Origin of the sequence: Deinococcus sp. Marseille-Q6407, assembly GCF_946848805.1 — a bacterium.
Lineage (GTDB): Bacteria > Deinococcota > Deinococci > Deinococcales > Deinococcaceae > Deinococcus.
Map to the genome: position 1 here is coordinate 31601 of NZ_CAMPFU010000001.1, position 20573 is coordinate 52173.

The window sequence follows — 20573 nt, forward strand, 5'->3', positions numbered from 1 at the left end:
ATTGGTGGGTCGTGTAGGAATCGAACCTACAACCCGCTGATTAAGAGTCAGCTGCTCTGCCAATTGAGCTAACGACCCGTTAGCCCGAATAAGATAACTCCCAACTGCCAGGCTGTCAAGGCAAGAGTCAGCTCTCGCCGCTCAGTTCCTCGGCGGTCTGGTCCTCGGCTCCGGCGCGGAGGTGTTTCTGGGGTGGCACTTGCAGCCCCGGGCCCAGGTGGGCTCCGCCTGCGACCCGGGCGCCAGCGCCCACCACGCTGAGCCGGGCGTTGGCCGCTTGTCCGCCCACCACGGCCTTTTCACCGATCTCGGCGTCCCGGTCCACCACGGTGCGGCTGACCTGCGCGCCGGCCCGGATCCGGGCTCCGCCCTGCACCACAGAGTCGCGGACCTCGGCGCCCCGCTCCACCACGGCGCCGGGGCCGATCAGACTGCGGACCACCGTGCCGGCAATTTCTGCGCCGCCGCAAATAAACGACCCGGCCACCTCCCCTTGTGGCTGAATCCGGGCCGGCGGCTGGGTGATGGCCGAAGTGATAAACGGCCAGCTGGGATCGTCCAGTTCCAGGCCGCTGCCGTCCAGAAAATCGCGGTGCGCCTGGTGATAGGCGCTCAGGGTGCCCACGTCCAGCCAGTAGCCGCCTAGGGGATAGGTGTAGGCATCGCCGCGGTCCACCAGCCGGGGCAGCAGGTACTCGCCGTAGTCGCCTAGGTGGCCTTCCTGCTCCAGCTGTTCCAGGGTGGACAGCAGCAATTGGGCGTCATACACGAACACCTCGCAGGCCACCGTGCGGCCCAGCGGTTGCTCAGGCTTGTAGGCAAATTCGGTCACCTTGCCCTGCCGGTCGGCGCGGACATTGCTGAAGCGGGTGGCTTCGCTTTCGTCCTGAATCTCGGTGGTGACCAGCGTGACACTGGCGCCGGTCTTGAGGTGCTGCTCAATCACCGGAGCGTAGTCCAGTTTGTAGATATGGTCGGCACTCAGGACCAGTACCACTTCGGCGCCAGTGTCGCGAATCAGGCCAGCGTGCAGGGCGAGTGCCTGTGCGTTGCCCTCGGCAAAGCCGCCGTCGCTGCTTTCCGGGCCGGAAAAGGGCGGCTCACTTCCAGGCCGCCGCGGGTGCGGTCCAGGTCCCAGGGCCGGCCGCCGGCCAGGTGGGCGTTCAGGCTGTGGGGCAGGTATTGCTCGATGATCCATACGTCCTGCAGGCCACTGTGGACCACGTTGGAGAGGGCAAAATCAATTAGCCGGTAGGTGCCCAGAAACGGCACCGCCGGCTTGGCAAGCTGATCGGTGAGTGGCGCCAGGCGGCTGCCCTTGCCTCCCGCCAGAATGATGGTCAGGACCGTCTTGCCGGCAATACGGGTGTTCATGGCCTGACATTGTGAGCGGCTGCCCCGGCCCGGCGGTGAAGTGGGCGTGAGCGGCAGTTGAGGTTTCCTCATGCCGGGTGTGCTGAGCTGGGTTGGATACCCCCCAAGAATGAAGGCCGAGGATGAAGGCGGAGTCATCCACGCTGTGGCCTGCCTCATGGCCAGCTATTATGCTAGGAACATGACTCTAGTACGCCATTACAGTGACACGCGAATGGAGGTGGGTCGCGTGAGGTTCCTGCTGACTGACCACGGGGCGCAGCTGATGGCCGAGGGGCCCGGCTGGCGGCATATCAGCGAGCATGGCAGTCTACAGGAAGCCGCGCAGATGCTGGCTTTCCTGCCGGAAGTGCCGCAGCAGCTGTACGAGCAGAGCCTGCACGATCTGCACCGCCGGCAGTCTCTGGAACAGGCTGCCTAAAGGGCTCCCTCGCCGCGCCCGGTCTGATAAACTGCCCCGAGCGCAGCTGGCCCCGCCTGCCAGGGTTTCGTCTTGTGAAACTCCGGCCTCTTTGCCCCGAGTGCCCCCGAGTACCGCGACAAAGCAGTCAGGCGGCCGCCGGTGGCCCCGGCCGAGTTCTACTGTTCAGCCCGTCTGGCACGGGCCGGAACGACGCCGGCAGGCCTCCCATGGCCGGCAGAACAACCCCCCGCAGCGCTGAAAGCGGGAGGTGCCCTTTCCCGGGGCAGCGCACCGGCAGAGCGGCCTCAACTTAGGGGCCGGTCTACAGTTTCTCCCCATTTCTCGTGATAAGGATAGAAGGCTATGTCTAGAGTGTGCTATTTGACCGGTAAGAAGAACCTGGTGGTGAACTCGGTGGTTCGCCGCGGTAAGGCCCGTGCCCAGGGCGGGGTCGGCCGTAAGACCACCGGCATCACCAAGCGTGTGCAGAAGCCCAACCTGCAGAAGAAAACCATTCTCGAAGGCGGCGAAACCCGCCAGGTCTGGCTGAGCGCCAAGGCCATCCGGATGCTGAACCGCGGTCCCGTGAACGGCATCGAACTGATCTGAGCCGGAACCATCTGGCGAAAGACCCCCCGGGGCCGCAGTGGGAGCACTCCCGCCGCGGCCCCGAACTCTATGCTGACAGGTGCCTGCACCTCGCTGCGGCCTTGACCCCATCGGGCCCAGTTGCCTGAGGATGTGCCACAATTGTCTGTTATGACGCGTGCCTCTTTGCTGCAGACAGCAACCTTGCTGAGCCTGAGCCTGCTGGCCTGCGGCCCCGCGCCCCAAGAGGGCCAGGCCCAGACTCAGGAAACACAGGCGGCCAGCGTGGCAGCAGCCAGCGACGCTGCGGCTGTGCCGGCCGGCGCACTGAGTGTGACCGCCACCACCTCGGTTATCGGTGATTTCGTGTGGGCGGTGGGCGGGGACCGGGTCACGGTACAGACGCTGGTGCCGGCCGGCAGCGACGCCCATACCTTTTCTCCCAGCCCCGGCAGCATCCGCACTCTGGCGCAGAGCCGGGCGCTGTTTGCCAACGGCGCCGGGCTGGAAGGCTGGCTGGATCAGGCGTCGGCGGCAGCGCCGGACGTGCCGGCCTACCGACTGGCCGAGCAATTGCCGCTGCATACGTCAGAAACTGAAGCGGGCGGCGGCGACCACACCCACGGCGACCACGACCCCCACGCCTGGTGGGACGCCGACCTGGCCGCCGCTTATCTGGACGAAATTGCCGCCACCCTGAGCCAGCTGGACCCGGCCGGTGCGGAGACTTACCGGCAGAATGCCAGAGCTTACGCTGCCGAAATCCGGTCGGTGGACGAGTACGGACAGCAGCAGTTCGCGGCCCTGCCGCCGGAGCAGCGCCGGGTGGCGGCCACCCACGGCGGCCTGAACTACTTTGCAGAGCGCTACGGCCTGGAACTGGTCGGCACCGTGATTCCCGGCTTGAGCACCGAACGTGAGCCTAGCGCACAGGATCTGGCGGCGCTGGCCACACGAATGCGTGAGCAGAATGTCCACGTCATCCTGACCGAGAATGTCGTGGCCGGCAGCGACCGACTGGCCCAGGCGCTGGCAGCCGAAACCGGCGCGGTGGTGGCGCCGCCCATCTATACCGACGCTCTGGGCCCGGCCGGCAGCCCCGGCGAGACCTTTCCGGGTGCGCTGCGGCATAACATAGACACCATCGTGGCGGCCCTGAAGCAGGCTGCCGCCCACTGACTCCGGCTTCTCCTGCCTTTCCACATCTGACCCATGACCCATCTGTCCTGCGACCCCCACTGCTACCGGCCGGCTGCCCTGCAAGCCCGGCACCTGACCGTGCAGTACGGTGGCCGCGTGGCCCTACAGGACGCCAGCGTAGAATTCCGGCTGGGTGAATTCAGCGCGGTGATTGGGCCCAACGGCGCCGGCAAGAGCAGCCTGCTCAAAGCGTTGCTGGGCCTGGTGCCGCTGAGCGGGGGAGAGGTGGATTACGGCGGCAGTGCCGACCTGCAACCCCACGCCGCCTATGTGCCGCAGCAGCAGACGCTGGACTGGGCTTTTCCGGTGACCGTCTGGGACGTGGCGATGATGGGCCGCACCGGCCGGCTGGGCTGGTGGCACCGGCCAGGGCCGGACGACCGGGCCCGCGCCGAGCAGGCCCTGCGTCAGACCGAACTGTGGGACCTGCGCACCCGGCACATCGCCGAGCTGAGCGGCGGGCAGCGGCAGCGGGCGCTGCTGGCCCGGATGCTGGTGCGTGACGCGGCCGTGCTGCTGCTGGATGAACCGCTGACCGGGGTGGACACCACCACCTCGCAGGGGGTACTGCAGCTGCTGCGCGCTCAGGCAGACGCCGGCCGCGCGGTGGTGATCGTCACCCACGATCTGGAACAGGCCGCGCACTGGTGTGATCATCTGGTGTTTGTCAATCGCCGGATTGTGGCGGCCGGGCCGCCGGAGCAGGTCTACACGCCCGCCAATATCGAGGCCACCTTCAGCGCGGCGCGGCCCCCGCAGGCGGCGCTTCCGCCGCAGGAGGCTCCATCATGCTGAGCTGGCTGACCGATCCTCTGGCCTACGGTTTTTTCGTGCGGGCGTTGCTGGCGTTGCTGCTGGTCAGTCTGCTGTGCGCGGTGGTGGGCACCTGGGTGGTGCTGCGTGGCCTGAGCTATGTGGGCGACGCCATGAGCCACGCGGTGCTGCCGGGCATCGTGGGGGCCTTTCTGGCCGGCGGGAATGTCCTGCTGGGCGCGGCGCTGGCGGCGGTGCTGGCGGCCCTGGGTATGAATGCCGTGCAGGCCCGCTCGGGCCTCAAGCAGGACAGCGCCACTTACATCGTCTTCGTGGGCATGTTCGCGCTGGGCATCGTGCTGCTGTCGCGCACCCCCACCTTCACCAGCGACCTGAGCCATTTTCTGATTGGCAACCCGCTGGGGGTGACGCCGGCCGACCTGTGGATCACGGCCGGCGCGGCGCTGGGGGTGGGCGGCCTACTGCTGGGGCTGCAAAAAGAACTGCTGCTGGCGTCCTTCGACCCCACCGAGGCGAGGGCCATCGGCCTGCCGGTACGGCGGCTGGAGCAGCTGCTGCTGATCCTGATCGGCTTGGTGGTGGTGCTGGTGGTCGGGCTGGTGGGCACCACCCTCAGCGTCAGCCTGCTGATCACGGGGGCGGCGGCGGCGCGGCTCTACGCACGCAGCCTGGGGCAGATGATGGTGTTTGCCGCGCTGTTCGGCATGCTGGGCGGCACCGCCGGGCTCTACCTCAGCTATCACCTGGGCACGGCCGCCGGCGCCACAGTGGTGCTGGTCAACACGGCCATGTTTATCCTGCTGTTGCTGCTGCGTGGCCGCCTGGGCCGACCCGGCCGCGCCCGCTAGACTGGTTCAGACGTACGCTCTTTGAGCTTTTCTCTTGCTCTGGTTCTCTTGCCCTGGAGGTTTTTCCTATGCAGCTCAACTATCTCGGCCACAGCACTTTTCTGCTGGAAACGGCGCAGCACCGCGTGCTGATCGACCCATTTCTGGAAGGGCCCACCAGCCCGGTCACGCCCGCAGAAGCACTGAGCTGGCCGCTGGACGCGGTGCTGATCAGCCACGCCCACGGGGACCACTGGGGCAATGCGCTGGATTTCGGGCGGCGGGGCGTGCCGATTATCGCCACGGCGGAAATCGGTGACTATGCCCAGGCGCACGGCGCCGAGCAGGCCATCGGAGCCAATATCGGCGGCACGGTGCGCGACGAGTGGGGCAGCGTAACCTTTACCCCGGCGTTTCATTCCAGCTCTTTTCCCGACGGCACCTACGGCGGCATGCCCTGCGGATTGATCGTGGAAATGGACGGCGTGACCCTCTACCACGCCGGCGACACCTGCGCCTTTTCCGACATGGCGCTGATCGGGGAGCGTGGCCTGGACGCGGCCCTGCTGCCGGTGGGCGACCACTTCACCATGGGCCCGGCCGAAGCGGCCCGCTGCCTGGACTGGCTGAAGCCCCGCGTGGCCGTGCCGATGCACTACGGCACTTTTCCGCCGCTGGTGGGCGACCCGCAGGAATTTGCCCGGCTGGGCCGCGACAAAGGGGTGGATGTGCAGGTGCTGAACCCCGGCGCAGCGCTGACCCTGACGGCCGGCGGCCGCTAGACGCGGGACGGAGCGGGGAGGCGATGAGTACCGCTTTCAGCGTGGCCTGTCCGCACTGTGTCCGGGCGGTGCCGGTCGAGTACGCCGACCGCCTGATCTACGACCTGATCTGTCGCCACTGCGGCGGTGCCTTTTGCCTGTTCGTGCGCCGGCAGAAGTTCGAGGTGCTGTTCGAGCTGGGTACTGAAGCGTTGCTGGCCGGCTACGCCCGTGAAGCGGTGTCCAGCTTTGCGGCGGCGCTGGAACGCTGCTTCGAGTTCTATGTGTGGGCTTTCGCGCTGGAGCAGGCCGCCAGTCGTGGTCTCAGCCTGGAAGAGGCACAGGCGGCGCTGGAAGCCACCTGGAAACTGGCCGACCGGCAGAGTGAGCGGCAGCTGGGCATGCTGGCCCTGGCGTACCTGCTGCGCGAAGGCCGCCCGCCCGATTTCCTGAAACCGCAGGTGCTGGGCAGCGAGTTCCGCAACGCCGTGATTCACCGCGGCGCCCTGCCACGCCGCGAGGAAGTCGAGAACTACGCGGCGCAGGTCTTTGAGGTGATTGACCGCCTGTTGCGTGAACTGGGCCCGGCTACCTTGCAGGTGCAGCTGCTGGATGAGCTGGAGTTCTCGCGTCATTTCGCGGGTCTGCCGACCGGCAACCGGCACTCCGGCGGTGACCCAGGAGCCCCCTGGCCTGTTCCGGGCGCGGATGCATGGCCGCTTTCACGCGTCTGCTGGGACGGAGGTGCCGGAAATCTGGAACCAGGCACCTTTGCCGGACCCACCCGCCGGGGCGCTGGACAAATTGCCCGGCCGGGCAGCGGAGCAGGCGGCCAAGTCGGCTTTTCAGGCCCCACTCAACCAGGGCCGCACCCCGGCCGAGGTGTTCCGGACAGCTCTGAGCGACTTTGGCAGCGGCAAGCAGCCGGAGCAGACTAGCAAGCGCTAGAGCAAAAAAGACTGCCTGCCAGGTATGTTCGGGCAGGCAGCCAGTCTTCACAGTGCAACGGGACGGCAAGCCCGCCTCCCAATTCAGAGTAGCCGACGGCCTTCCATCTCGGCATGCAGCTGCAGGTAGCGTAGCCAGCCACGCACACTCAAGGGGCCGAATTCATTGTGCATCACCTTGTCGTTCAGACGGGGGGGCTGCTCATGCAGGCTGTGGGCCAGCGCGGCGGTGCGGCGGCGCTGTTCGGCAAAGATCTCAGTCAGCTCGGTCATGGACATCTCCTTGGGCGGCTTATAGTCGTGGTGTTCATCCATCACCCAGGGACGGTGCAGCACAGCGCTTTGCACGCGGGCCCGGCCCCAGCGCTCAATCCCGATAATATGCCGCAGCCGCTCACGGTTGCGCTCAGTGTCGCTGGCCTTGGCGGCCCGCGCCGCCAGCTGCTCGCCGCTGCTCTGCAGGCTCTCTTCCAGGCTCAGAAAGCTCTGGCCTTCGGCGGGTTGCTCCACCATGCGGCGCACGGCCAGGTCAGTAAGTTCCTCACGGCGGTTGCGGGCCAGCCAGATGGCCCCTGCCGCAGCCGCGCCGGCCAGCAGCAAAGGCAGCCAGGGAAAGCTGCGGTCACTCTCCTGCGTCTCGGCCCAGCTGCCGAGGTGCTCCGGAGCGTCGTCCATCCAGTCACTGAGGGTATGGGGCAGGTCAGAGGTCCAGGACATGACCTAATTTTAAGGCAGTGAAAGTGACGAAAGCGTCACAATGCCGCCCGGGGCTACTTCTAGTGCCCCCAGGAGGGTGTAGTTCTGTGACAGAGTCGCAGGAATAATAGGGTCATGTTGAGATCACGGGCCTCGGCAGGAGCAGCGATGATTGTCATCGTCCTGTTTACCATGCTGCTGCTGGCGGCAATTCTGTACGCTTCTACGCAGCTTTCTCTTTCGGCTGCCAGAACAACAACAGATCAGCGTGGAGCTTTGAGCGCTCAGTATGTGGCTGAAAGCAACCTCAATGTGGCCCGCAGTCAGCTCAGGAGTCTCAGTCAGTTGCTGTCCCCTAAGTTCAAAACGCCTAATGGTGAAATTCCGTCTATCCAGATCAAGTTGGGAACGCCTGTTAATGACGTTGAAAGTTTGATTCAGCAATTGTGTGGTACTAATACACCTATTGACAATTGGTCCACGTTGCCAGGATTTCAGCCGAAACCGGGTGAAAAAATGACTAACGGGCAGGTCTATACTGACAACTATGCCCGGGTTTGTCAGGGACCAAGCGGCCGGATCGAACCCAACGGGCAGACTAATCAATTCGCTTTGCTGGGCACTTATATTCTACCAGAAGCTTATTCGGTTGCCCTCCCTGCCAATGAACGTCCAGACAATCTAATGACTGTGGCAGGACGGACCGCCTTCTGGCAAAGCCTCTTTACAGGCACCAACAATAAATTTACCCGTAACGGCAGCCGTTTGCAGCTCGACTTGGTTCAGATCATCAAATATGTTCCGCGGACGGGTGGAGTTGCCTACCGATTTGTCATCCGCACCCGTAATCTAAGTGCCCGGGGTGTTCAAGGAAATGCCGCCCGCTTTTTGAAGTCCACCAATAATACTTCGGACCGGCAGACTTGGTATTTTGAGATTAAACTGTCTAGCTTGCTAAAGAATGTTTTGCAGACTAACTTTCACCGTTCACAAGGCGCTGCCACGCCAAATATCAATTTTACTAGCCAGGTCTTCAATGGTCCTGTGCACACTAATGAGAAATTTGTGTTTGCCAACAATGCAACTGCGTCTTTTAATGGTCCTCTGAGTAGTGCTGGTTGTACTAACTTGGCAGATGCTCCTACCTCTTCAACTTCCACAAGTAACTGGTCATGCAATCAGATGCGCGGATATTACCTGGCAGGCAATATAAGAACAGCCCCCGCCAGTATGTCTGACCGGCAGGCTAACAATGCTCTTAATGCTGATTTAAAAAGTAATACTACTGCTAGTATTGATGATCCGGTTCCTGAAGCGGACTATGCCCCAAACAATGTCAATTTTGCAGCGGACTATATTGCATTGCCAGATAACGCTAATGATCAAAAGGCTAAAGCAATAGAAGGCGGTATTACTGTACCTACCAATGCTACTGGGTTACAGCTTTTCGCTGGTGATGCCAATGGAAATGCTTTAACCAGCTATGACAGCAGCAAAACTCGCTGGAATGAGCCTTCAAACACTTATCAGTATATCCGTTTTTACCCCACGCAAGAACAATGCATTTATGGGACAGTCGGGTGGGAAAAGACTGACCATACTACTTATTACAAGACGCCGTCTGCCTATAGAACTAGAGATTATCATAATTACTACCGTCGCCCTGTGGTATGTGACTCTAATCTAGGGGATACCCCGGTGGTGGAATACCGGGTAGATAGTCAAGGCAATCTTTTTAAGAAATCGGGCACCTCATGGTCTTCCACTGGGCGAAAATTCAACGGCGTAATTTTCGGAGACACCATCTCTACAGTCATGGGTCCACCCCGGCTCAGTAATATTTCTAATCCCACAGGGCAAGAGGTACTGAACAACGCCCCTCCTGCACTGGCTTCCTTTTCCAAAATAACCATAGCTGCACAAAAGTCCGTAGGCATCGGCAGCGACCTGACCATGTCCGATGCTCCTTGCCGTCAAGAAGATACAGACTGCAAAAAGTATCCTTACCCGGCCAACATGCTAGGAATCTTTTCGCAGGAAGGCAATGTCAGTATTGCTGGGAATGGCCCAGCCGACATCAAAATCCATGCTGCGCTGATGAGCAGTAAGGGCGAAGTGAATGTCAACGGCTACGATGCTATTTCCCAGCGTGGCCGAGTCCACTTACGTGGTTCTCTGGTTGAGAATTGGTATGGGGCCTTTGGTACTTTTAACCCCAATAACAATACGGACATCAGTGGTTATGGCCGTAATTTCACTTATGACCGGCGCTTCCGGGAAGGTAACGCACCACCTTACTGGCCGGTCTCACCCTCTTGGTCCTCCGCCGATGCCCGGGAGAGGGCACGTTTGGAAGATGTCACTGTACAGCAGGGAACTGCGGGGGATTTCTAGTGAGGCAGGCAATACGGCGGACGCAGGGCCTGACTGTCATTGAGTTGCTCTTGGTCCTCAGCATTATCAGCGTGCTCTTGAGTATTGGCTGGGTCAGTTATATGCGGGCTATTCGGGCCAATCAGTTACTTGAGCAGGCCAATCAGGTGGCCCGCGACCTGAACTTTGCTCGCTCGGTATCGCAGCGCGAGAGTCGCGATATGACTCTGACGTTTTCAGCCGATCGATACACGTTGGGCCCAGCCGGCGCTCAGGGAACTCAGCGAATGCTGGGAAATAGAGTCACTATGCAGTGCATCAAGAATTGCACAGGCAACCTGACGTACCAAGCTCCTTTTGCTACGCTCAATGGGGCTCTGGGGCGGGTATATCAGATGAACAGCCCCTATAACGGCATCACCCCTATAGAAGTCCGGGTGGTGGGGGTGACCGGTAAGGTCAGTGTGGTCAGAGGAAGCAACTGATGAACAGAAAAGCAGGTGGTTTTACTCTGGTTGAACTTCTGGTCGCCATGGCCCTTTTTGCCGTCCTGGCCGCCGTAATTTCTTCCACAATTGTAGGTCTCTTCGGTAAAACTGGCAACAGTCAGCAGCGTCTGAGCACTACCACCGATGCTCAACGCATTCTCGAAGCTGTCAAATCTTCTTGGAACCAGCAGGCCTATTATGATCTGGCCTGTGTTGATGGATTGCCTAACAGCAATTACCGCATTGCGATTCAGTCTCTAGATAGCCGGGCTCAACCAGTGACCTTGGGCGGCGCCAAAACGCAGGTGACTAGTGGTTGCCCCACATTGACTGCTTCAAGTGCAGACACCAGCACACTTCCGGCTCCTCCTATGCGCCGGGTTACGGTCACAACTACACAGAATAATCAGACTACTAACCTTGCCCTGGATCTGTTGAGGCCTTTATGAATAAGAACCGATCTGAGGGGCTAACTCTGGCAGAACTGCTGGTTGCTATGGGCATTCTGGCTATATTAATGACTGCGGTTATTTCCTTTTTTACCAGTACGTCTAAAGGTGCTGTACAGGTAAATAGCCAAGCAGAACTACAACAGGATATTCTTAATGTCGAACAGTTGCTGGCTGGTCGTATCCGTGAGGCCTGGTATATTTATACGCCAGACCGTGGGCAGCTCAATCTGGGGAGCGGGCAGCTCAGGCAAAATCCGCTTTCTAACAACGGGACTTGGTCACTGACCACAGTAACCGGCGGCGTTCCTGGCGGTCACATTCTAGCTATGGTGCTGCCCCCTGAACAGGCGGGGGCGAACTGCACCGGTTCGGTGGGTACGGGGTGCTTTCGCTTTTATGCCTATTATCCGGTGCGGCGTTCGGTCTGGGTGGCCGGTACAGCTGCTGACGCTGCCAATAATCCTGGCCCCAAAAACAACGATGCCAACACCTGGGTGCTGGCTGAGATGAGAGTCAATTATCCGCCTGGGGCGCCGGCTATCTTGCCACCGCAACCGTTACCAGGAGCGCCAAGACCGCTGGGAGCTGGTACCCTTAACTCTGTTCCAGGAGCTGCCAATTACTCCTATAGTCCAGCCATAAACTTGCCCCCGTTGGTTCCGCCAGGAACCGGACAGGTGAATCTGCTGGCTGATAACCTGCTACCTATGACGGCAAGTCAGCCGATGTTCTCTTTTGTTCAGGAACCGGCCTCCAATAACGTGCATCCGGCTGTTAACCTGCAATCGGTGGTGATCCGGATTGCTGCGGTACAGCAGGTGCGGGGCCGCTCGGTGCAGTTGCCTGGCAAAAACAGGTTCTACGAATTGAGGGCTTTCCCAGGTAATCTGGGACGCCGTTAAAGCGAAAGAGACTAGCCAGTCTGCGCGCCAGCCTTCTGTCAGGAGGCTGGCGCTACACTGTGGCCCATGTCCACTTTGGTCTCTGACCAGGTGCAGCACCTGCTGATCCAGGAGCGCACCTTGCTTGCCGATGTCCAGGCCCTGCTGACACGCAGTGGTGCGCCGCTGGAGGCGCAGGCCCATGCCCGTCAGGCGCTGTCCGCCCTGGATGAAACGTTCCTGCTGGTGGTGGTGGGCGAGTTCAATGCCGGCAAGAGCAGCTTCATGAACGCCCTGCTGGGTCAGAGCGTGCTGCCTGAAGGAGTGACGCCCACCACCGACCGCATCTATGTGCTGGTCAACGGTCCCAAGGCTGGCGAGCTGCAGCCCACCAAGGACCCCTTTGTGAGCCGGCTGGAATGGCCACTGCCGGGTCTGGAAGGGGTGGCGCTGGTGGACACGCCCGGCACCAACGCCATCATCCGCCAGCATCAGGTGCTAACCGAGGGCTTTTTGCCGCGGGCCGATCTGGTGCTGTTTCTGACCAGCGCCGACCGGCCTTTTACCGAGTCGGAACGGCAGTTCCTGTCGCTGGCGGCCCGCTGGGGGCGCGCGGTCATCATGGTGGTGAACAAGGCCGACCTGCTGGAAACTTCCGAGCAGCGTGAGCAGGTGCGCGAGCACGTGGAAAAAGGTGCGCGGGGCGTGCTGGGGCTGAACCCGCCCATTTTTCTGGTCAGCGCTCGGGGCGAGCAGCGCGGCGGCGACGCCGGCTTTGCAGAGTTGCGTGAGTCGCTGATTCGGCGCCTCTCGGAAACCGAGCGCACCCGCCTCAAGCTGCAAGGACCGCTGGGCACCGCCGCCGAACTGCTGCAGGGCGAGGCCAGCCGCACCCAGGCCGCCCGCGAGACCCTGAGCGCCGACCTGGACATCCTGAAGGACCTGGAAGAGCAGCGGGTGCGCCACGGCGAAACCATGCAGGGCGAGCTGGACGGGCAGCTGAACCGGGTCGCCCGCTTGCTGAGCGAGTTCGAGATGCGGGCCGACAAATTCATTGACCAAAAACTACGCTTCAGCAATGTGCGCGGTCTGCTGAACGGCCGCGAGCTGGAAGAACAGTTCCGCACCGAGGCGGTGGCCGAGCTGCCTGAGGCGATTGACCGGCAGTTCTCGCAGATGATTGACCGCTTCGTGGAGGTCAACCTGCACTTCTGGGAGGACGTGCAGGCGTTCCTGATCCGGCGCCAGCCCTCGCAGGACGTGGGCCAGACCCGCTTTTCCTATGACCGCACCGCCCTGCTGGAAGGCATTGGCGGCAGCGCCCGCGAACATCTGGAAACCACCACCGAGCAGCAACTGGCCCGCGACCTCTCGCGCGACGCCGAGGACGCCATGAAAGGCATGATCGGTGGGCTGGCCGGCGGCATGGGCCTGGGCGTGGGGATTGGGGCGCTGGTGGGCGCCTCGGCGCTGGACTTTACCGGCGGCATTCTGGCCGGCTTGACCCTGGGCAGCCTGGGCCTGTTCGTGCTGCCCAACAAGCGCCTGTCGGCCCACCGGCAGCTGCGGGCCCGCATCGACGAGTTGCGGGAGGTCCTGGAGCGGATTGTGCGCCGCGAGTACGAACGCGAACAGGAGCGTGCCGACACCCGCCTGCGTGACGCCATCAGCCCCTACACCCGCTTTACCGCCCAGGAGGAAGAACGCCTCAGTGCCGCCGAAACGTCTTTGCAGGAATTGCAGGGCCGCTTGCAGGAGCTGCGGGGGCAGGTGGCTGCCCTACCGGCGGAAGAGGCCGGGGGTGCAGCGACAGACGCTTTGTCTGCACCCGCTGGTCCCGTGAGTGGTGCGTAAAACTCGGCAGGCTCCAGCTCAGGGCGCGGCGGGCAGCCAGTGCTCGCCCAGCACCCGCCGGGCCTGATCGCGCAGGTCCTGTTCCTCGCGCAGGTAGCGGGCGGCGGTCATCTGAAAGCCCACGGCGCCCACCACCTGACCGTCCGACCAGTACGGCACGGCCAGGGTGCACTGTCCCGGAATCCATTCCTCAATGGAATAGGCGTAGCCCAGCCGCCGGACCCGCGCCACCTCGGTTTCCCACTCGTCGGCGGTGGAAATGGACGATGACGTGCAGATGGCGAACTCGGTGGGCTGAATCTCCAGGTAGGCGTACAGCACCTTGCCGCTGGCCGTCGCGGTGCTGGGCAGGTAGATGTCCAGCGGCATGTCGATGTCGGCTTCCGGGTGTCGCTCGCGGATGGCGCAGACCACCTCGGTGTCTTCCAGCAGGCACAGGAACGCCACCGATTTGGTGTCCATCGCCAGGTGGGTGATTAGCTGCCGGGCTTCCAGGAACCAGGGCAGCGCGCTGTTCAGCTGCGCGCCCATCTCGGCCAGGCGCCACGACAGCCGGTAGCGGCCGGCCGGCGTGCGCCGCAGCATTCCAGCCTCGGTCAGGCCGGCCAGATAAGCGTGGACGGTAGCCCGCGGCATCTCCAGCTCGGCCGCCAGCGCCCGCACACCCCACTCGGGCTGATCGGCGCCGAAAGCGTTCAGGACGCGGGCCGCTTTTTGAAGGGAATGCACCTGTCCAGCTTACAGGGACGCCGTGCCGGCTGCCTAGCCCCGCTTTTTTTAGAAATCGGCAGCTGGCGTTTTAGACTCGCAGTTCGTCCGGCTCGGTCAGCAGGTCCACGGCGCCCGAGCCGATCTCGTAGTAACCGCCGATGACCCGGATACGCCCGCTGGCTTCGGCCTCGCTGACCAGAGGGTTCTGGCGCAGCTGCTGCACCTGAGAGCGCACGTTGCTGATCACCGCTTCGCGCATCCGGGCCTTCTGGTCGCGGATGGGGGGCAGGTCCCGCACGCTGGGCTGAATTTGACTGATCAGCCGCCGCAGGTGCTCGGGTTCCTGATCGATGTCCTGCTGGGGCAGCATCGCCGCCGTAACGGCCCCGCATCCCTCATGGCCCAGCACCAGAATCAGCTGCACTTTCAAGTGAGCGATGGCGTATTCCAGCGTGCCCAGCCCGGCCTCGCCGACCACGTTGCCGGCCACCCGCACCACGAAGAGGTCACCTAAGCCCTGATCGAACACCAGCTCGACTGGCACCCGGCTGTCGCTGCAGGCCAGCACGGCGGCAAAAGGCGTCTGGCCGATAATCTGGGCGCGGCGCTCGTTGGCGCTGACTTCCGGGCGGCGTGCCTGACCCGAGAAAAAGCGGGTGTTGCCGTCTTCCAGGGCCTGAATCGCTTCTTCGGGGGTGGACACCCGGTTGGGCCGCAGCCCGGCGATGTCTTCCATCGAAGCGCCGCGCCGGATGGCCTTGAGCAGTCGCCGCTCCAGCGCAGCGCTGAGAAGCTGCTCGGAGAGCGGTTCGCCCACTGCTTCAGTGGTCAGCGCGTCTACGGCCAGTGCTTCCGTGGCCAGGGCCTCGGCAGAGAGGGCAGCGGAGGAGGGGCCTTCCAGTTCTTGTGCCATGGGAATCAGTATCCAACATTCGGCTTCCCGGCTTCGCCGCAGGGACCCTGGCCCCGCTAAGCTAGGGCATGACCCAAGACCCGACGCCGGACATGCTGCCCAGCAGCGAATTCAGCCTTGCAGAGGAGCCGCAGGACCTGACCCCCGACCAGATGACGCTGCCGCAGTTGCTGGAGCGCTACGCCACGCTGCGCGACACGGTACAGGGTCTGGAAGCCGAGAAAGAAGAACTGGGCGCCCTGATCAAGCAGGCACTGGCGAACGGTGAACAGGCCGAAACTGACCTCTACCGCGCCGAACTGAAAGTCTCGCGCCGGGTGGAGTATCCGCTGGACCGTTTCCGCGAGGTGTTCGGGGACGCGGCCGCGCTGGAAGCCGCCACCATTGACCGGCGGCGTGCCGAAGCGCTGGCCCGCGCCGGCGACCTGGACGCTGACCGCCTGAAAAACCTGGGGGTCACCAAGGAAATCCAGGTGCTGCGGCTGGTCCCCAAGACCTTCTGAGCTGGTGGGCAGCCCCGGCCTGGGGCTGCCCGCTCAGCCCATGCCGGGCACCGTGAAGCAAAAAGCGTTCTGGTCACCGTGGCGCTCGGCCCAGGCCTGCCCGCCCCAGCCCTGCACGATGCTGCGCACGATATAGAGGCCCATGCCACTGCCCTGGCCGGTGGCGTGCCGGCCACGGGTATGTGCCCGGAACAGCCCTTCGGTGTCGGCGATGGGGGTGCCCCGGTCCAGCACCGCCACCTCGACCCAGGCGGAACTGCCTAGACGGGTCTGTACGTCCACTTGCTCGCCTTCAGGGCCGTATTTCAGAGCATTTTCGATCAGGTTGAGCAGTACCTGAAGCAGCTTGTCGGGGTCAGCGCGCACCAGATGATCTTCCCCGAAAACGACCCGCGCGGCGCGGCGTGGGGCAGTCGGCGGCGTGGCGGCCGGGCGGCGGCTTTCCGCCTTGCGGCGCGGCTTGGCGCTGCCCAGCTTAGCCCTGCCCAGCTTGGTGGTGCCCAGGTCGTATTCGGCGGCCAGCAGGCGCTCGGCCCGGCCAAACGCTTCCGAGAGCGCCAGGGTGCGGGCGCGGGTGGGGCGGAAGCCCACCGCCAGGTCTTCCACCAGCCGGGCCAGCCGCTCGGTTTCCTGCAGGCCCTGGGCCACAAAGTTCTGCTGCATTTCGGGCGGCATGTCGTATTCCAGGGCTTCCAGCACCCCGCGGATGGCCGTGACCGGCGTGCGGAACTCGTGCGAGAGCACGGCGGTCGCCTCGCGCAGTTCTGCCTCACGGCGGCGGTGCTCGCTGAGGTCTTCCAGAATCAGGGCGCCGCCTTCGCCTTCCAGCCGCGCCTGACAGCGCAGTGTCCGGCCGCTGACTTCCAGTTCCAGCTCGCCGCCGCGTTCGGCCAGGGCTTCCAGGGTGTGCCGCCGCACCACTTCCAGCAGGGGCCGGCCCAGGGCGCGGCACTCGGGTACTCCCCACAGCTCGCTGGCGGCGTGGTTCAGCCCGCTGACCACCAGCATCTCGCCCAGTTCAGTCGGCTCGCGGCGGTACAGCAACACCGCTTCTGGCAGGGCGTTGATCCAGGCTGGGGCGTTCCCGTCTGCCGCGCCCTTCACAGCGGCCTCCGGGCCTGGCGCGGCGGCGCTGAAGTCGGGATCATATTCGTAATTTCCTGTCATGGCTTAGTCCTCGCCTTCCCAGGCGCGCATCCGGTAGCCCTTGCCGCGCACCGTTTCCAGAAAAGCCGGGGTGCCGGGGGCATCTCCCAGATGGGCCCGCAGCTGGGTCACGTGCTGGTCTACCGTGCGTTCGCCGCCCAGAAAATCGGCGCCCCAGACCCGGTCCAGCAGCTCGGTGCGCGAGTACACCCAGCCGGCATTCTGGGTCAGAAAGGTGAGCAGGTCGAACTCGCGGCGGGTCAGGTTCAGCCGCTTGCCCGCGAGCCGGGTGTCGGCCGCCGCCAGGTCAATCTGCAGCGGCCCGTTGCTGAGGTGCTGGGGTTGCTCCGGCTGGGTGCGGCGCAGCAGGGCCCGCACTCGCGCCACCAGTTCCGCCGCCCCGAACGGTTTGGTCAGGTAGTCGTCGGCGCCGGTTTCCAGGCCCTCGACCCGCTCGGCCTCAGCGGCGCGGGCGGTGAGCATCAGCACCGGCAGCCGGCGCAGCTCCGGGTCCGAGCGCAGCCGCAGCAGCAGTCCCAGCCCGCTTTCGCCGGGCAGCATCCAGTCGAGCACCAGCGCGTCGGCACTGCTCAGCGCTTCTTCGGCTTCAGCGACGGCGGGGTAGGCGTCCACGGCCAGCCCAGCCCGTTCCAGGTGAAAACGCAGCACCTCCCGGACGGTGGCCTCGTCTTCGATCACGACGACATGATTCATTTCTGTCATTGTGCCCCAGCCGCCGGCTCTTTTCGTCAGCGTCTTGTCAGCTCTGCCGGGTGCGCCTGTCCGGCCTCCGTATGTCCAGAGAAAGCGGGCCCACTGCACTACGCAGACGGGCCCGCTGGAGCAGAACAGAGCCGGGATCAGCTCAGATGTTCCGGCACTTTCTCGGGGAAATCGATGTCCTGGGCGTCACTCCACAGCCCTTCAAGGTCGTAATATTCGCGGGCTTCTTTGGTCATGATGTGCACGGTGATCGCACCGAACGACAGCAGCAGCCAGCGTTCGCTGGGGCCTTCCACGCTGGGCGCAGGCAGCCCCACTTCCTCGGCGCGGTCACGGATGCTCTGCTGCACGGCGTTCAGCTGCAACCCGGCCGTGGCAGTGCAGATGATGAAGTAATCCAGCGAGGAGCTGACGTCGGTCAGGTCCAGTACGCGCACGTCTTCGGCGCGGCGTTCACGGGCGGCTTCGACCAGCGCTTGCAGCTGGCGGCGGTCCTGGGTTTTTTGTCTGGTCATGGTGACTCCTTAGGGGAGAAGAAAACAAAGAGGGTCAAAGAGGTCAGGGTAAAGCGGGGCGGCGCCGGGGGCTTAAGAAACTGGGGCGCCGGCGCGGCCAGGGAGTGTCCTGACCATAGCAGAGGCCCGGCGTGGCTGCTTTGCGGCACGGTTGAGCGTTCGCTTAAAGCTGGCCTAGCGGTGGCAGAGGTTCAGGGCGCTGGGCTGTCCTGCAGCAGCGCGGCGGTGTCGTGGTCGCTCAGGCCCAGCTGGCGGCCGTCGCCGGGGCGGCGCAGGGGCAGCAGGGCGGCCAGCTGGCTGCGGGCGTCGTTGCCCAGCCACACGGCGACCTCGCCGCTGCGCAGCTCGAAGCGCTCGCCCTGTAACCGGGGCAGCCCCAGCTGCTGGGCCAGGGCGCTGGCTTCTTCTGGTGCGTCAAGGGTCAGCACCTGGCTGCTCATGGGGTCGGACGGTTCCAGTACCAACTGAATGTTGCTGTAGCCCACCTGCCACAGGCTGCGGGCCAGCGCCGGGCCCATCAGGGCCCCGGACCCGTCGTGGATGGTCACCGGCACCTCGGCCAGTGCGGCGCCGTCCGGGTCAGCGCCAGCGTTCTCCTCTCCTGTTTCTGTGGACGTTTCATTCCCCTCGGCGGCCGCGGTCGTTCCGGAGGCGGCTTCTGCTTGCTGCGCGGCCTGGCGCTCGGCCTGCAGCGAGGGGTTGTCCCAGACCCGGCTCAGCGCGGCGCGGTCCACCGCCAGGTTGTAGCTGCCGGGAATGGCCGCTGTGGGCAGGGTGGCAAAGGTCAGGTTCAGCTGCGACAGGTACGGCAACAGACCGGTCAGCCGGTCGGGGTTCAGGTCGGTCTCGATGTTCTTGCCGAACCCGGCAATCAGGGTGGGAATCAGCCGCAGTCCCTGCGGTGAGCGCAGCTTATTGATCAGCTGGGTGAGTGCTTGCTTCTGGTGGTCAATGCGGCCCCAGTCGTCTCCCACGCCCTTGCGGACCCGCAGGTACAGCGCGGCGGTGCGGCCGTCCAAATGCTGCTCGCCGGGCGGCAGGTCCAGGTGAATGCCGGCGGCCTTGTCTTCCCACTGAATCCCGCCGGGCGGCACCGTTACGTCCAGGCCGCCCAGCGCCCCAATCAGCTCGGCCACGTAATCCTCGTTCACGATCACATAAGCGTCCACCGGGCTGCCGGTGATTCGCTCTACCCCGCGGGTCAGGGCGTACGGGCCGCCGGCCCAGTACTGGTGGTTGATTTTCTGGTCGGTGGCGGAGCGGTCAGGGTCATAGTCGCCCACGTTGGTGTCGCGGGGGATGTTCAGCACTTCCACCCGGGGACCCGAGACCTTGATCAACATGATGGTGTCGGTGTTGATCTCCTGAAACAGGTTCTCGCGCTGGGTCTGGTCCTCGCAGCGCTGATAGTAGCCGCAGTAGGCCACGTCGCGTCCGGCCAGCAGAAAAGTAAATTCGGGGCGCTTGGCGGTTTCATAGCTGACCGCGCTGCTACTGCCAAAAGTCAGCCAGGCCGCCCCGCCCCACGACAGCGCGCCCAGCACCAGCCCACCGATTTGCAGGCCACGTAGCCATGACCGGCGCCGCTCAGCGGGAGTACGGCCGCTGCCCGGCGGGACAGGGGGGCGGCGCTGCGGCCGCTTCACGGAGCGGTTGTCCTGGCCCAGGCGGCGCTGCCCTCGTGTTCCAGCCAGTCGTACAGCTTCAGGGTGCGGGGGTGAACCTCGGTGCCCTTGCCCTGTAGGTAGTGCACCTTGGAACTGATGGCCAGCGCCAGGGCTGCCGGCAGGTCCCGGAAAGCCAGCTCGCGGATATCGCCGTTGACGCCCCGGCCGGGCTCAGAGACATCGGCTATATAAACGCAGGCGGCGATGGCATGGCCCGGGCGGGGGCCGGTCACGTGGTCTTCCACAGCTTCCAGCACTGTCTGGTCGGGGAAATTCAGCGCTTCGAGGACGTTGCGGGCGGCGCGGCCGTGCAGGGCCAGCGGCCAGCGGCGGTCCAGGTCGCACTCAGGCGGGGCCAGCCGCAGCAAGTCGTCGTTGCTGAGGTCACGGGCCAGGTCGTGCAGGATGCCGGCGGCGTAGGCCCGGCGGGTGTCCAGCCCCGCCGCGTAAGCGATCTGCGCCGAAAGCAGCGCCACCCGCTTGACGTGCGCCCAGCGGGCCGGGGTAACGCGCGACTGCACTTCCTGGGCCCAGCGGGGCCAGTCGGCCCTCATCCAGTCGGGAAGAGCTTCGCCCTGAGTGGTGACCTGCCCGGCGAGGTTATCCGGTAGAGGCAGTTCGCCCAGGTCGCTGCACAGCGGGAGTTCTCCGCTCTGACTTGCTTCAGGTGCCTGAGGCTGCGTGATCAGCAGGGAAAAAGGCATCATCCGGCGTGGGGGGCGGAGCCATCAGGGCGCGGGGCAGAGGTCGGCACGGTGGAGCAGGGGCGGGGGGGAG

22 protein-coding genes, 1 tRNA gene and 1 pseudogene are annotated in these 20573 nt (G+C 64.0%); 13 read left to right on the forward strand and 11 right to left on the reverse strand.

Annotated features, from left to right (window positions below):
* Nucleotides 1-2: 2 nt before the first annotated feature.
* The 3 genes from OCI36_RS00130 to OCI36_RS13280 all read right to left on the reverse strand — a co-directional run bounded on the left by OCI36_RS00130 (nt 3) and on the right by OCI36_RS13280 (nt 1374).
* Nucleotides 3-78 (reverse strand) — tRNA-Lys (locus OCI36_RS00130).
* A gap of 49 nt (nt 79-127) precedes the next feature.
* Nucleotides 128-997, reverse strand: coding sequence for a sugar phosphate nucleotidyltransferase (locus OCI36_RS00135; protein WP_315941218.1), 870 nt, complete (start codon nt 995-997; stop codon nt 128-130).
* A 20-nt stretch (nt 998-1017) separates the two neighbouring features.
* Nucleotides 1018-1374 carry a sugar phosphate nucleotidyltransferase gene (locus tag OCI36_RS13280; RefSeq protein WP_315941219.1) on the reverse strand — a complete coding sequence of 119 codons (357 nt, stop codon included), beginning with the start codon at nt 1372-1374 and terminating at the stop codon, nt 1018-1020.
* Between the two features lie 181 nt (nt 1375-1555).
* Here OCI36_RS13280 and OCI36_RS00140 point away from each other — a divergent pair, with 181 nt between their 5' ends.
* From OCI36_RS00140 to OCI36_RS00170, 7 genes are all read left to right on the forward strand, one after another.
* Nucleotides 1556-1795, forward strand: a complete 240-nt coding sequence (locus OCI36_RS00140) for a hypothetical protein (protein WP_261663062.1) — start codon at nt 1556-1558, stop codon at nt 1793-1795.
* A gap of 345 nt (nt 1796-2140) precedes the next feature.
* Nucleotides 2141-2386 (forward strand): 50S ribosomal protein L28, encoded by a 246-nt coding sequence (gene rpmB, locus OCI36_RS00145; protein WP_261663063.1) that lies wholly within the window; start codon nt 2141-2143, stop codon nt 2384-2386.
* Between the two features lie 150 nt (nt 2387-2536).
* Complete coding sequence (locus OCI36_RS00150) at nt 2537-3544, forward strand: metal ABC transporter substrate-binding protein (RefSeq protein ID WP_261663064.1); 1008 nt, start codon at nt 2537-2539, stop codon at nt 3542-3544.
* 33 nt (nt 3545-3577) lie between these two features.
* On the forward strand, nt 3578-4360 hold the full coding sequence (locus OCI36_RS00155; RefSeq protein WP_261663065.1) for a metal ABC transporter ATP-binding protein: 783 nt from the start codon (nt 3578-3580) through the stop codon (nt 4358-4360).
* Nucleotides 4357-5187: a metal ABC transporter permease gene (locus OCI36_RS00160; RefSeq protein ID WP_261663395.1), complete on the forward strand. Its 831-nt coding sequence runs from the start codon at nt 4357-4359 to the stop codon at nt 5185-5187. Before OCI36_RS00155 ends, OCI36_RS00160 begins: the two co-directional genes overlap by 4 nt.
* A gap of 68 nt (nt 5188-5255) precedes the next feature.
* Nucleotides 5256-5948, forward strand: coding sequence for a metal-dependent hydrolase (locus tag OCI36_RS00165; protein WP_261663066.1), 693 nt, complete (start codon nt 5256-5258; stop codon nt 5946-5948).
* 23 nt (nt 5949-5971) lie between these two features.
* The gene (locus OCI36_RS00170) at nt 5972-6865 is read left to right on the forward strand and encodes a hypothetical protein (protein WP_315941220.1); all 894 of its coding nucleotides are present in this window, start codon (nt 5972-5974) and stop codon (nt 6863-6865) included.
* 93 nt (nt 6866-6958) lie between these two features.
* Here OCI36_RS00170 and OCI36_RS00175 read toward each other — a convergent pair whose 3' ends face one another.
* Nucleotides 6959-7591: a DinB family protein gene (locus OCI36_RS00175; protein ID WP_261663067.1), complete on the reverse strand. Its 633-nt coding sequence runs from the start codon at nt 7589-7591 to the stop codon at nt 6959-6961.
* A 147-nt stretch (nt 7592-7738) separates the two neighbouring features.
* On the opposite strand from OCI36_RS00175, the gene OCI36_RS00180 reads away from it, so the two are divergent.
* The 5 genes and pseudogenes from OCI36_RS00180 (at nt 7739) to OCI36_RS00195 (ending at nt 13618) form a co-directional block, all read left to right on the forward strand.
* Nucleotides 7739-9964 carry a hypothetical protein gene (locus OCI36_RS00180; RefSeq protein WP_261663068.1) on the forward strand — a complete coding sequence of 742 codons (2226 nt, stop codon included), beginning with the start codon at nt 7739-7741 and terminating at the stop codon, nt 9962-9964.
* Nucleotides 9964-10047 (forward strand): annotated as a pseudogene (locus OCI36_RS13385) (prepilin-type N-terminal cleavage/methylation domain-containing protein); the annotation flags it as partial. The gene OCI36_RS00180 and the pseudogene OCI36_RS13385, both read left to right, overlap by 1 nt.
* Before the next feature lie 380 nt (nt 10048-10427).
* Nucleotides 10428-10880, forward strand: a complete 453-nt coding sequence (locus OCI36_RS00185; RefSeq protein WP_261663069.1) for a type II secretion system protein — start codon at nt 10428-10430, stop codon at nt 10878-10880.
* Entirely contained in the window at nt 10877-11785 is a 909-nt protein-coding gene (locus tag OCI36_RS00190) for a PilW family protein (protein ID WP_261663070.1), read from the forward strand. The genes OCI36_RS00185 and OCI36_RS00190 overlap by 4 nt, the downstream gene beginning before the upstream one ends.
* 66 nt (nt 11786-11851) lie before the next feature.
* Nucleotides 11852-13618, forward strand: coding sequence for a dynamin family protein (locus tag OCI36_RS00195; protein ID WP_261663071.1), 1767 nt, complete (start codon nt 11852-11854; stop codon nt 13616-13618).
* Nucleotides 13619-13636: 18 nt separating this feature from the next.
* On the opposite strand, the gene OCI36_RS00200 is transcribed toward OCI36_RS00195, so the two are convergent.
* Together OCI36_RS00200 and OCI36_RS00205 are read right to left on the reverse strand one after the other, a co-directional pair.
* Nucleotides 13637-14347: an IclR family transcriptional regulator gene (locus OCI36_RS00200; protein WP_261663072.1), complete on the reverse strand. Its 711-nt coding sequence runs from the start codon at nt 14345-14347 to the stop codon at nt 13637-13639.
* Nucleotides 14348-14417: 70 nt separating this feature from the next.
* Nucleotides 14418-15242 carry a carbonic anhydrase gene (locus OCI36_RS00205; RefSeq protein WP_409996699.1) on the reverse strand — a complete coding sequence of 275 codons (825 nt, stop codon included), beginning with the start codon at nt 15240-15242 and terminating at the stop codon, nt 14418-14420.
* Nucleotides 15243-15310: 68 nt separating this feature from the next.
* On the opposite strand from OCI36_RS00205, the gene OCI36_RS00210 reads away from it, so the two are divergent.
* Complete coding sequence (locus OCI36_RS00210; RefSeq protein ID WP_409996700.1) at nt 15311-15745, forward strand: hypothetical protein; 435 nt, start codon at nt 15311-15313, stop codon at nt 15743-15745.
* A gap of 33 nt (nt 15746-15778) precedes the next feature.
* Here OCI36_RS00210 and OCI36_RS00215 read toward each other — a convergent pair whose 3' ends face one another.
* The 5 genes from OCI36_RS00215 to yqeK all read right to left on the reverse strand — a co-directional run bounded on the left by OCI36_RS00215 (nt 15779) and on the right by yqeK (nt 20503).
* Nucleotides 15779-16912 (reverse strand): sensor histidine kinase, encoded by a 1134-nt coding sequence (locus OCI36_RS00215; RefSeq protein WP_261663073.1) that lies wholly within the window; start codon nt 16910-16912, stop codon nt 15779-15781.
* 3 nt (nt 16913-16915) lie between these two features.
* On the reverse strand, nt 16916-17605 hold the full coding sequence (locus OCI36_RS00220; RefSeq protein ID WP_261663074.1) for a winged helix-turn-helix domain-containing protein: 690 nt from the start codon (nt 17603-17605) through the stop codon (nt 16916-16918).
* A gap of 146 nt (nt 17606-17751) precedes the next feature.
* On the reverse strand, nt 17752-18129 hold the full coding sequence (rsfS, locus tag OCI36_RS00225) for a ribosome silencing factor (RefSeq protein WP_261663075.1): 378 nt from the start codon (nt 18127-18129) through the stop codon (nt 17752-17754).
* 191 nt (nt 18130-18320) lie between these two features.
* Nucleotides 18321-19775 (reverse strand): LCP family protein, encoded by a 1455-nt coding sequence (locus OCI36_RS00230; RefSeq protein ID WP_261663076.1) that lies wholly within the window; start codon nt 19773-19775, stop codon nt 18321-18323.
* Nucleotides 19772-20503 (reverse strand): bis(5'-nucleosyl)-tetraphosphatase (symmetrical) YqeK, encoded by a 732-nt coding sequence (yqeK, locus tag OCI36_RS00235; protein ID WP_315941221.1) that lies wholly within the window; start codon nt 20501-20503, stop codon nt 19772-19774. Before yqeK ends, OCI36_RS00230 begins: the two co-directional genes overlap by 4 nt.
* Nucleotides 20504-20573: the final 70 nt, after the last annotated feature.

What these genes read in the sequence shown, in the direction of transcription:
- OCI36_RS13280 (WP_315941219.1), bottom strand. Translation starts at nt 1,374, where the DNA reads ATGAACACCCGTATTGCCGGCAAGACGGTCCTGACCATCATTCTGGCG.
- OCI36_RS00140 (WP_261663062.1), top strand. Translation starts at nt 1,556, where the DNA reads ATGACTCTAGTACGCCATTACAGTGACACGCGAATGGAGGTGGGTCGC.
- rpmB (WP_261663063.1), top strand. Translation starts at nt 2,141, where the DNA reads ATGTCTAGAGTGTGCTATTTGACCGGTAAGAAGAACCTGGTGGTGAAC.
- OCI36_RS00150 (WP_261663064.1), top strand. Translation starts at nt 2,537, where the DNA reads ATGACGCGTGCCTCTTTGCTGCAGACAGCAACCTTGCTGAGCCTGAGC.
- OCI36_RS00155 (WP_261663065.1), top strand. Translation starts at nt 3,578, where the DNA reads ATGACCCATCTGTCCTGCGACCCCCACTGCTACCGGCCGGCTGCCCTG.
- OCI36_RS00165 (WP_261663066.1), top strand. Translation starts at nt 5,256, where the DNA reads ATGCAGCTCAACTATCTCGGCCACAGCACTTTTCTGCTGGAAACGGCG.
- OCI36_RS00170 (WP_315941220.1), top strand. Translation starts at nt 5,972, where the DNA reads ATGAGTACCGCTTTCAGCGTGGCCTGTCCGCACTGTGTCCGGGCGGTG.
- OCI36_RS00175 (WP_261663067.1), bottom strand. Translation starts at nt 7,591, where the DNA reads ATGTCCTGGACCTCTGACCTGCCCCATACCCTCAGTGACTGGATGGAC.
- OCI36_RS00180 (WP_261663068.1), top strand. Translation starts at nt 7,739, where the DNA reads ATGATTGTCATCGTCCTGTTTACCATGCTGCTGCTGGCGGCAATTCTG.
- OCI36_RS00185 (WP_261663069.1), top strand. Translation starts at nt 10,428, where the DNA reads ATGAACAGAAAAGCAGGTGGTTTTACTCTGGTTGAACTTCTGGTCGCC.
- OCI36_RS00190 (WP_261663070.1), top strand. Translation starts at nt 10,877, where the DNA reads ATGAATAAGAACCGATCTGAGGGGCTAACTCTGGCAGAACTGCTGGTT.
- OCI36_RS00195 (WP_261663071.1), top strand. Translation starts at nt 11,852, where the DNA reads ATGTCCACTTTGGTCTCTGACCAGGTGCAGCACCTGCTGATCCAGGAG.
- OCI36_RS00205 (WP_409996699.1), bottom strand. Translation starts at nt 15,242, where the DNA reads ATGGCACAAGAACTGGAAGGCCCCTCCTCCGCTGCCCTCTCTGCCGAG.
- OCI36_RS00210 (WP_409996700.1), top strand. Translation starts at nt 15,311, where the DNA reads ATGACCCAAGACCCGACGCCGGACATGCTGCCCAGCAGCGAATTCAGC.
- OCI36_RS00215 (WP_261663073.1), bottom strand. Translation starts at nt 16,912, where the DNA reads ATGACAGGAAATTACGAATATGATCCCGACTTCAGCGCCGCCGCGCCA.
- OCI36_RS00220 (WP_261663074.1), bottom strand. Translation starts at nt 17,605, where the DNA reads ATGAATCATGTCGTCGTGATCGAAGACGAGGCCACCGTCCGGGAGGTG.
- rsfS (WP_261663075.1), bottom strand. Translation starts at nt 18,129, where the DNA reads ATGACCAGACAAAAAACCCAGGACCGCCGCCAGCTGCAAGCGCTGGTC.
- yqeK (WP_315941221.1), bottom strand. Translation starts at nt 20,503, where the DNA reads ATGATGCCTTTTTCCCTGCTGATCACGCAGCCTCAGGCACCTGAAGCA.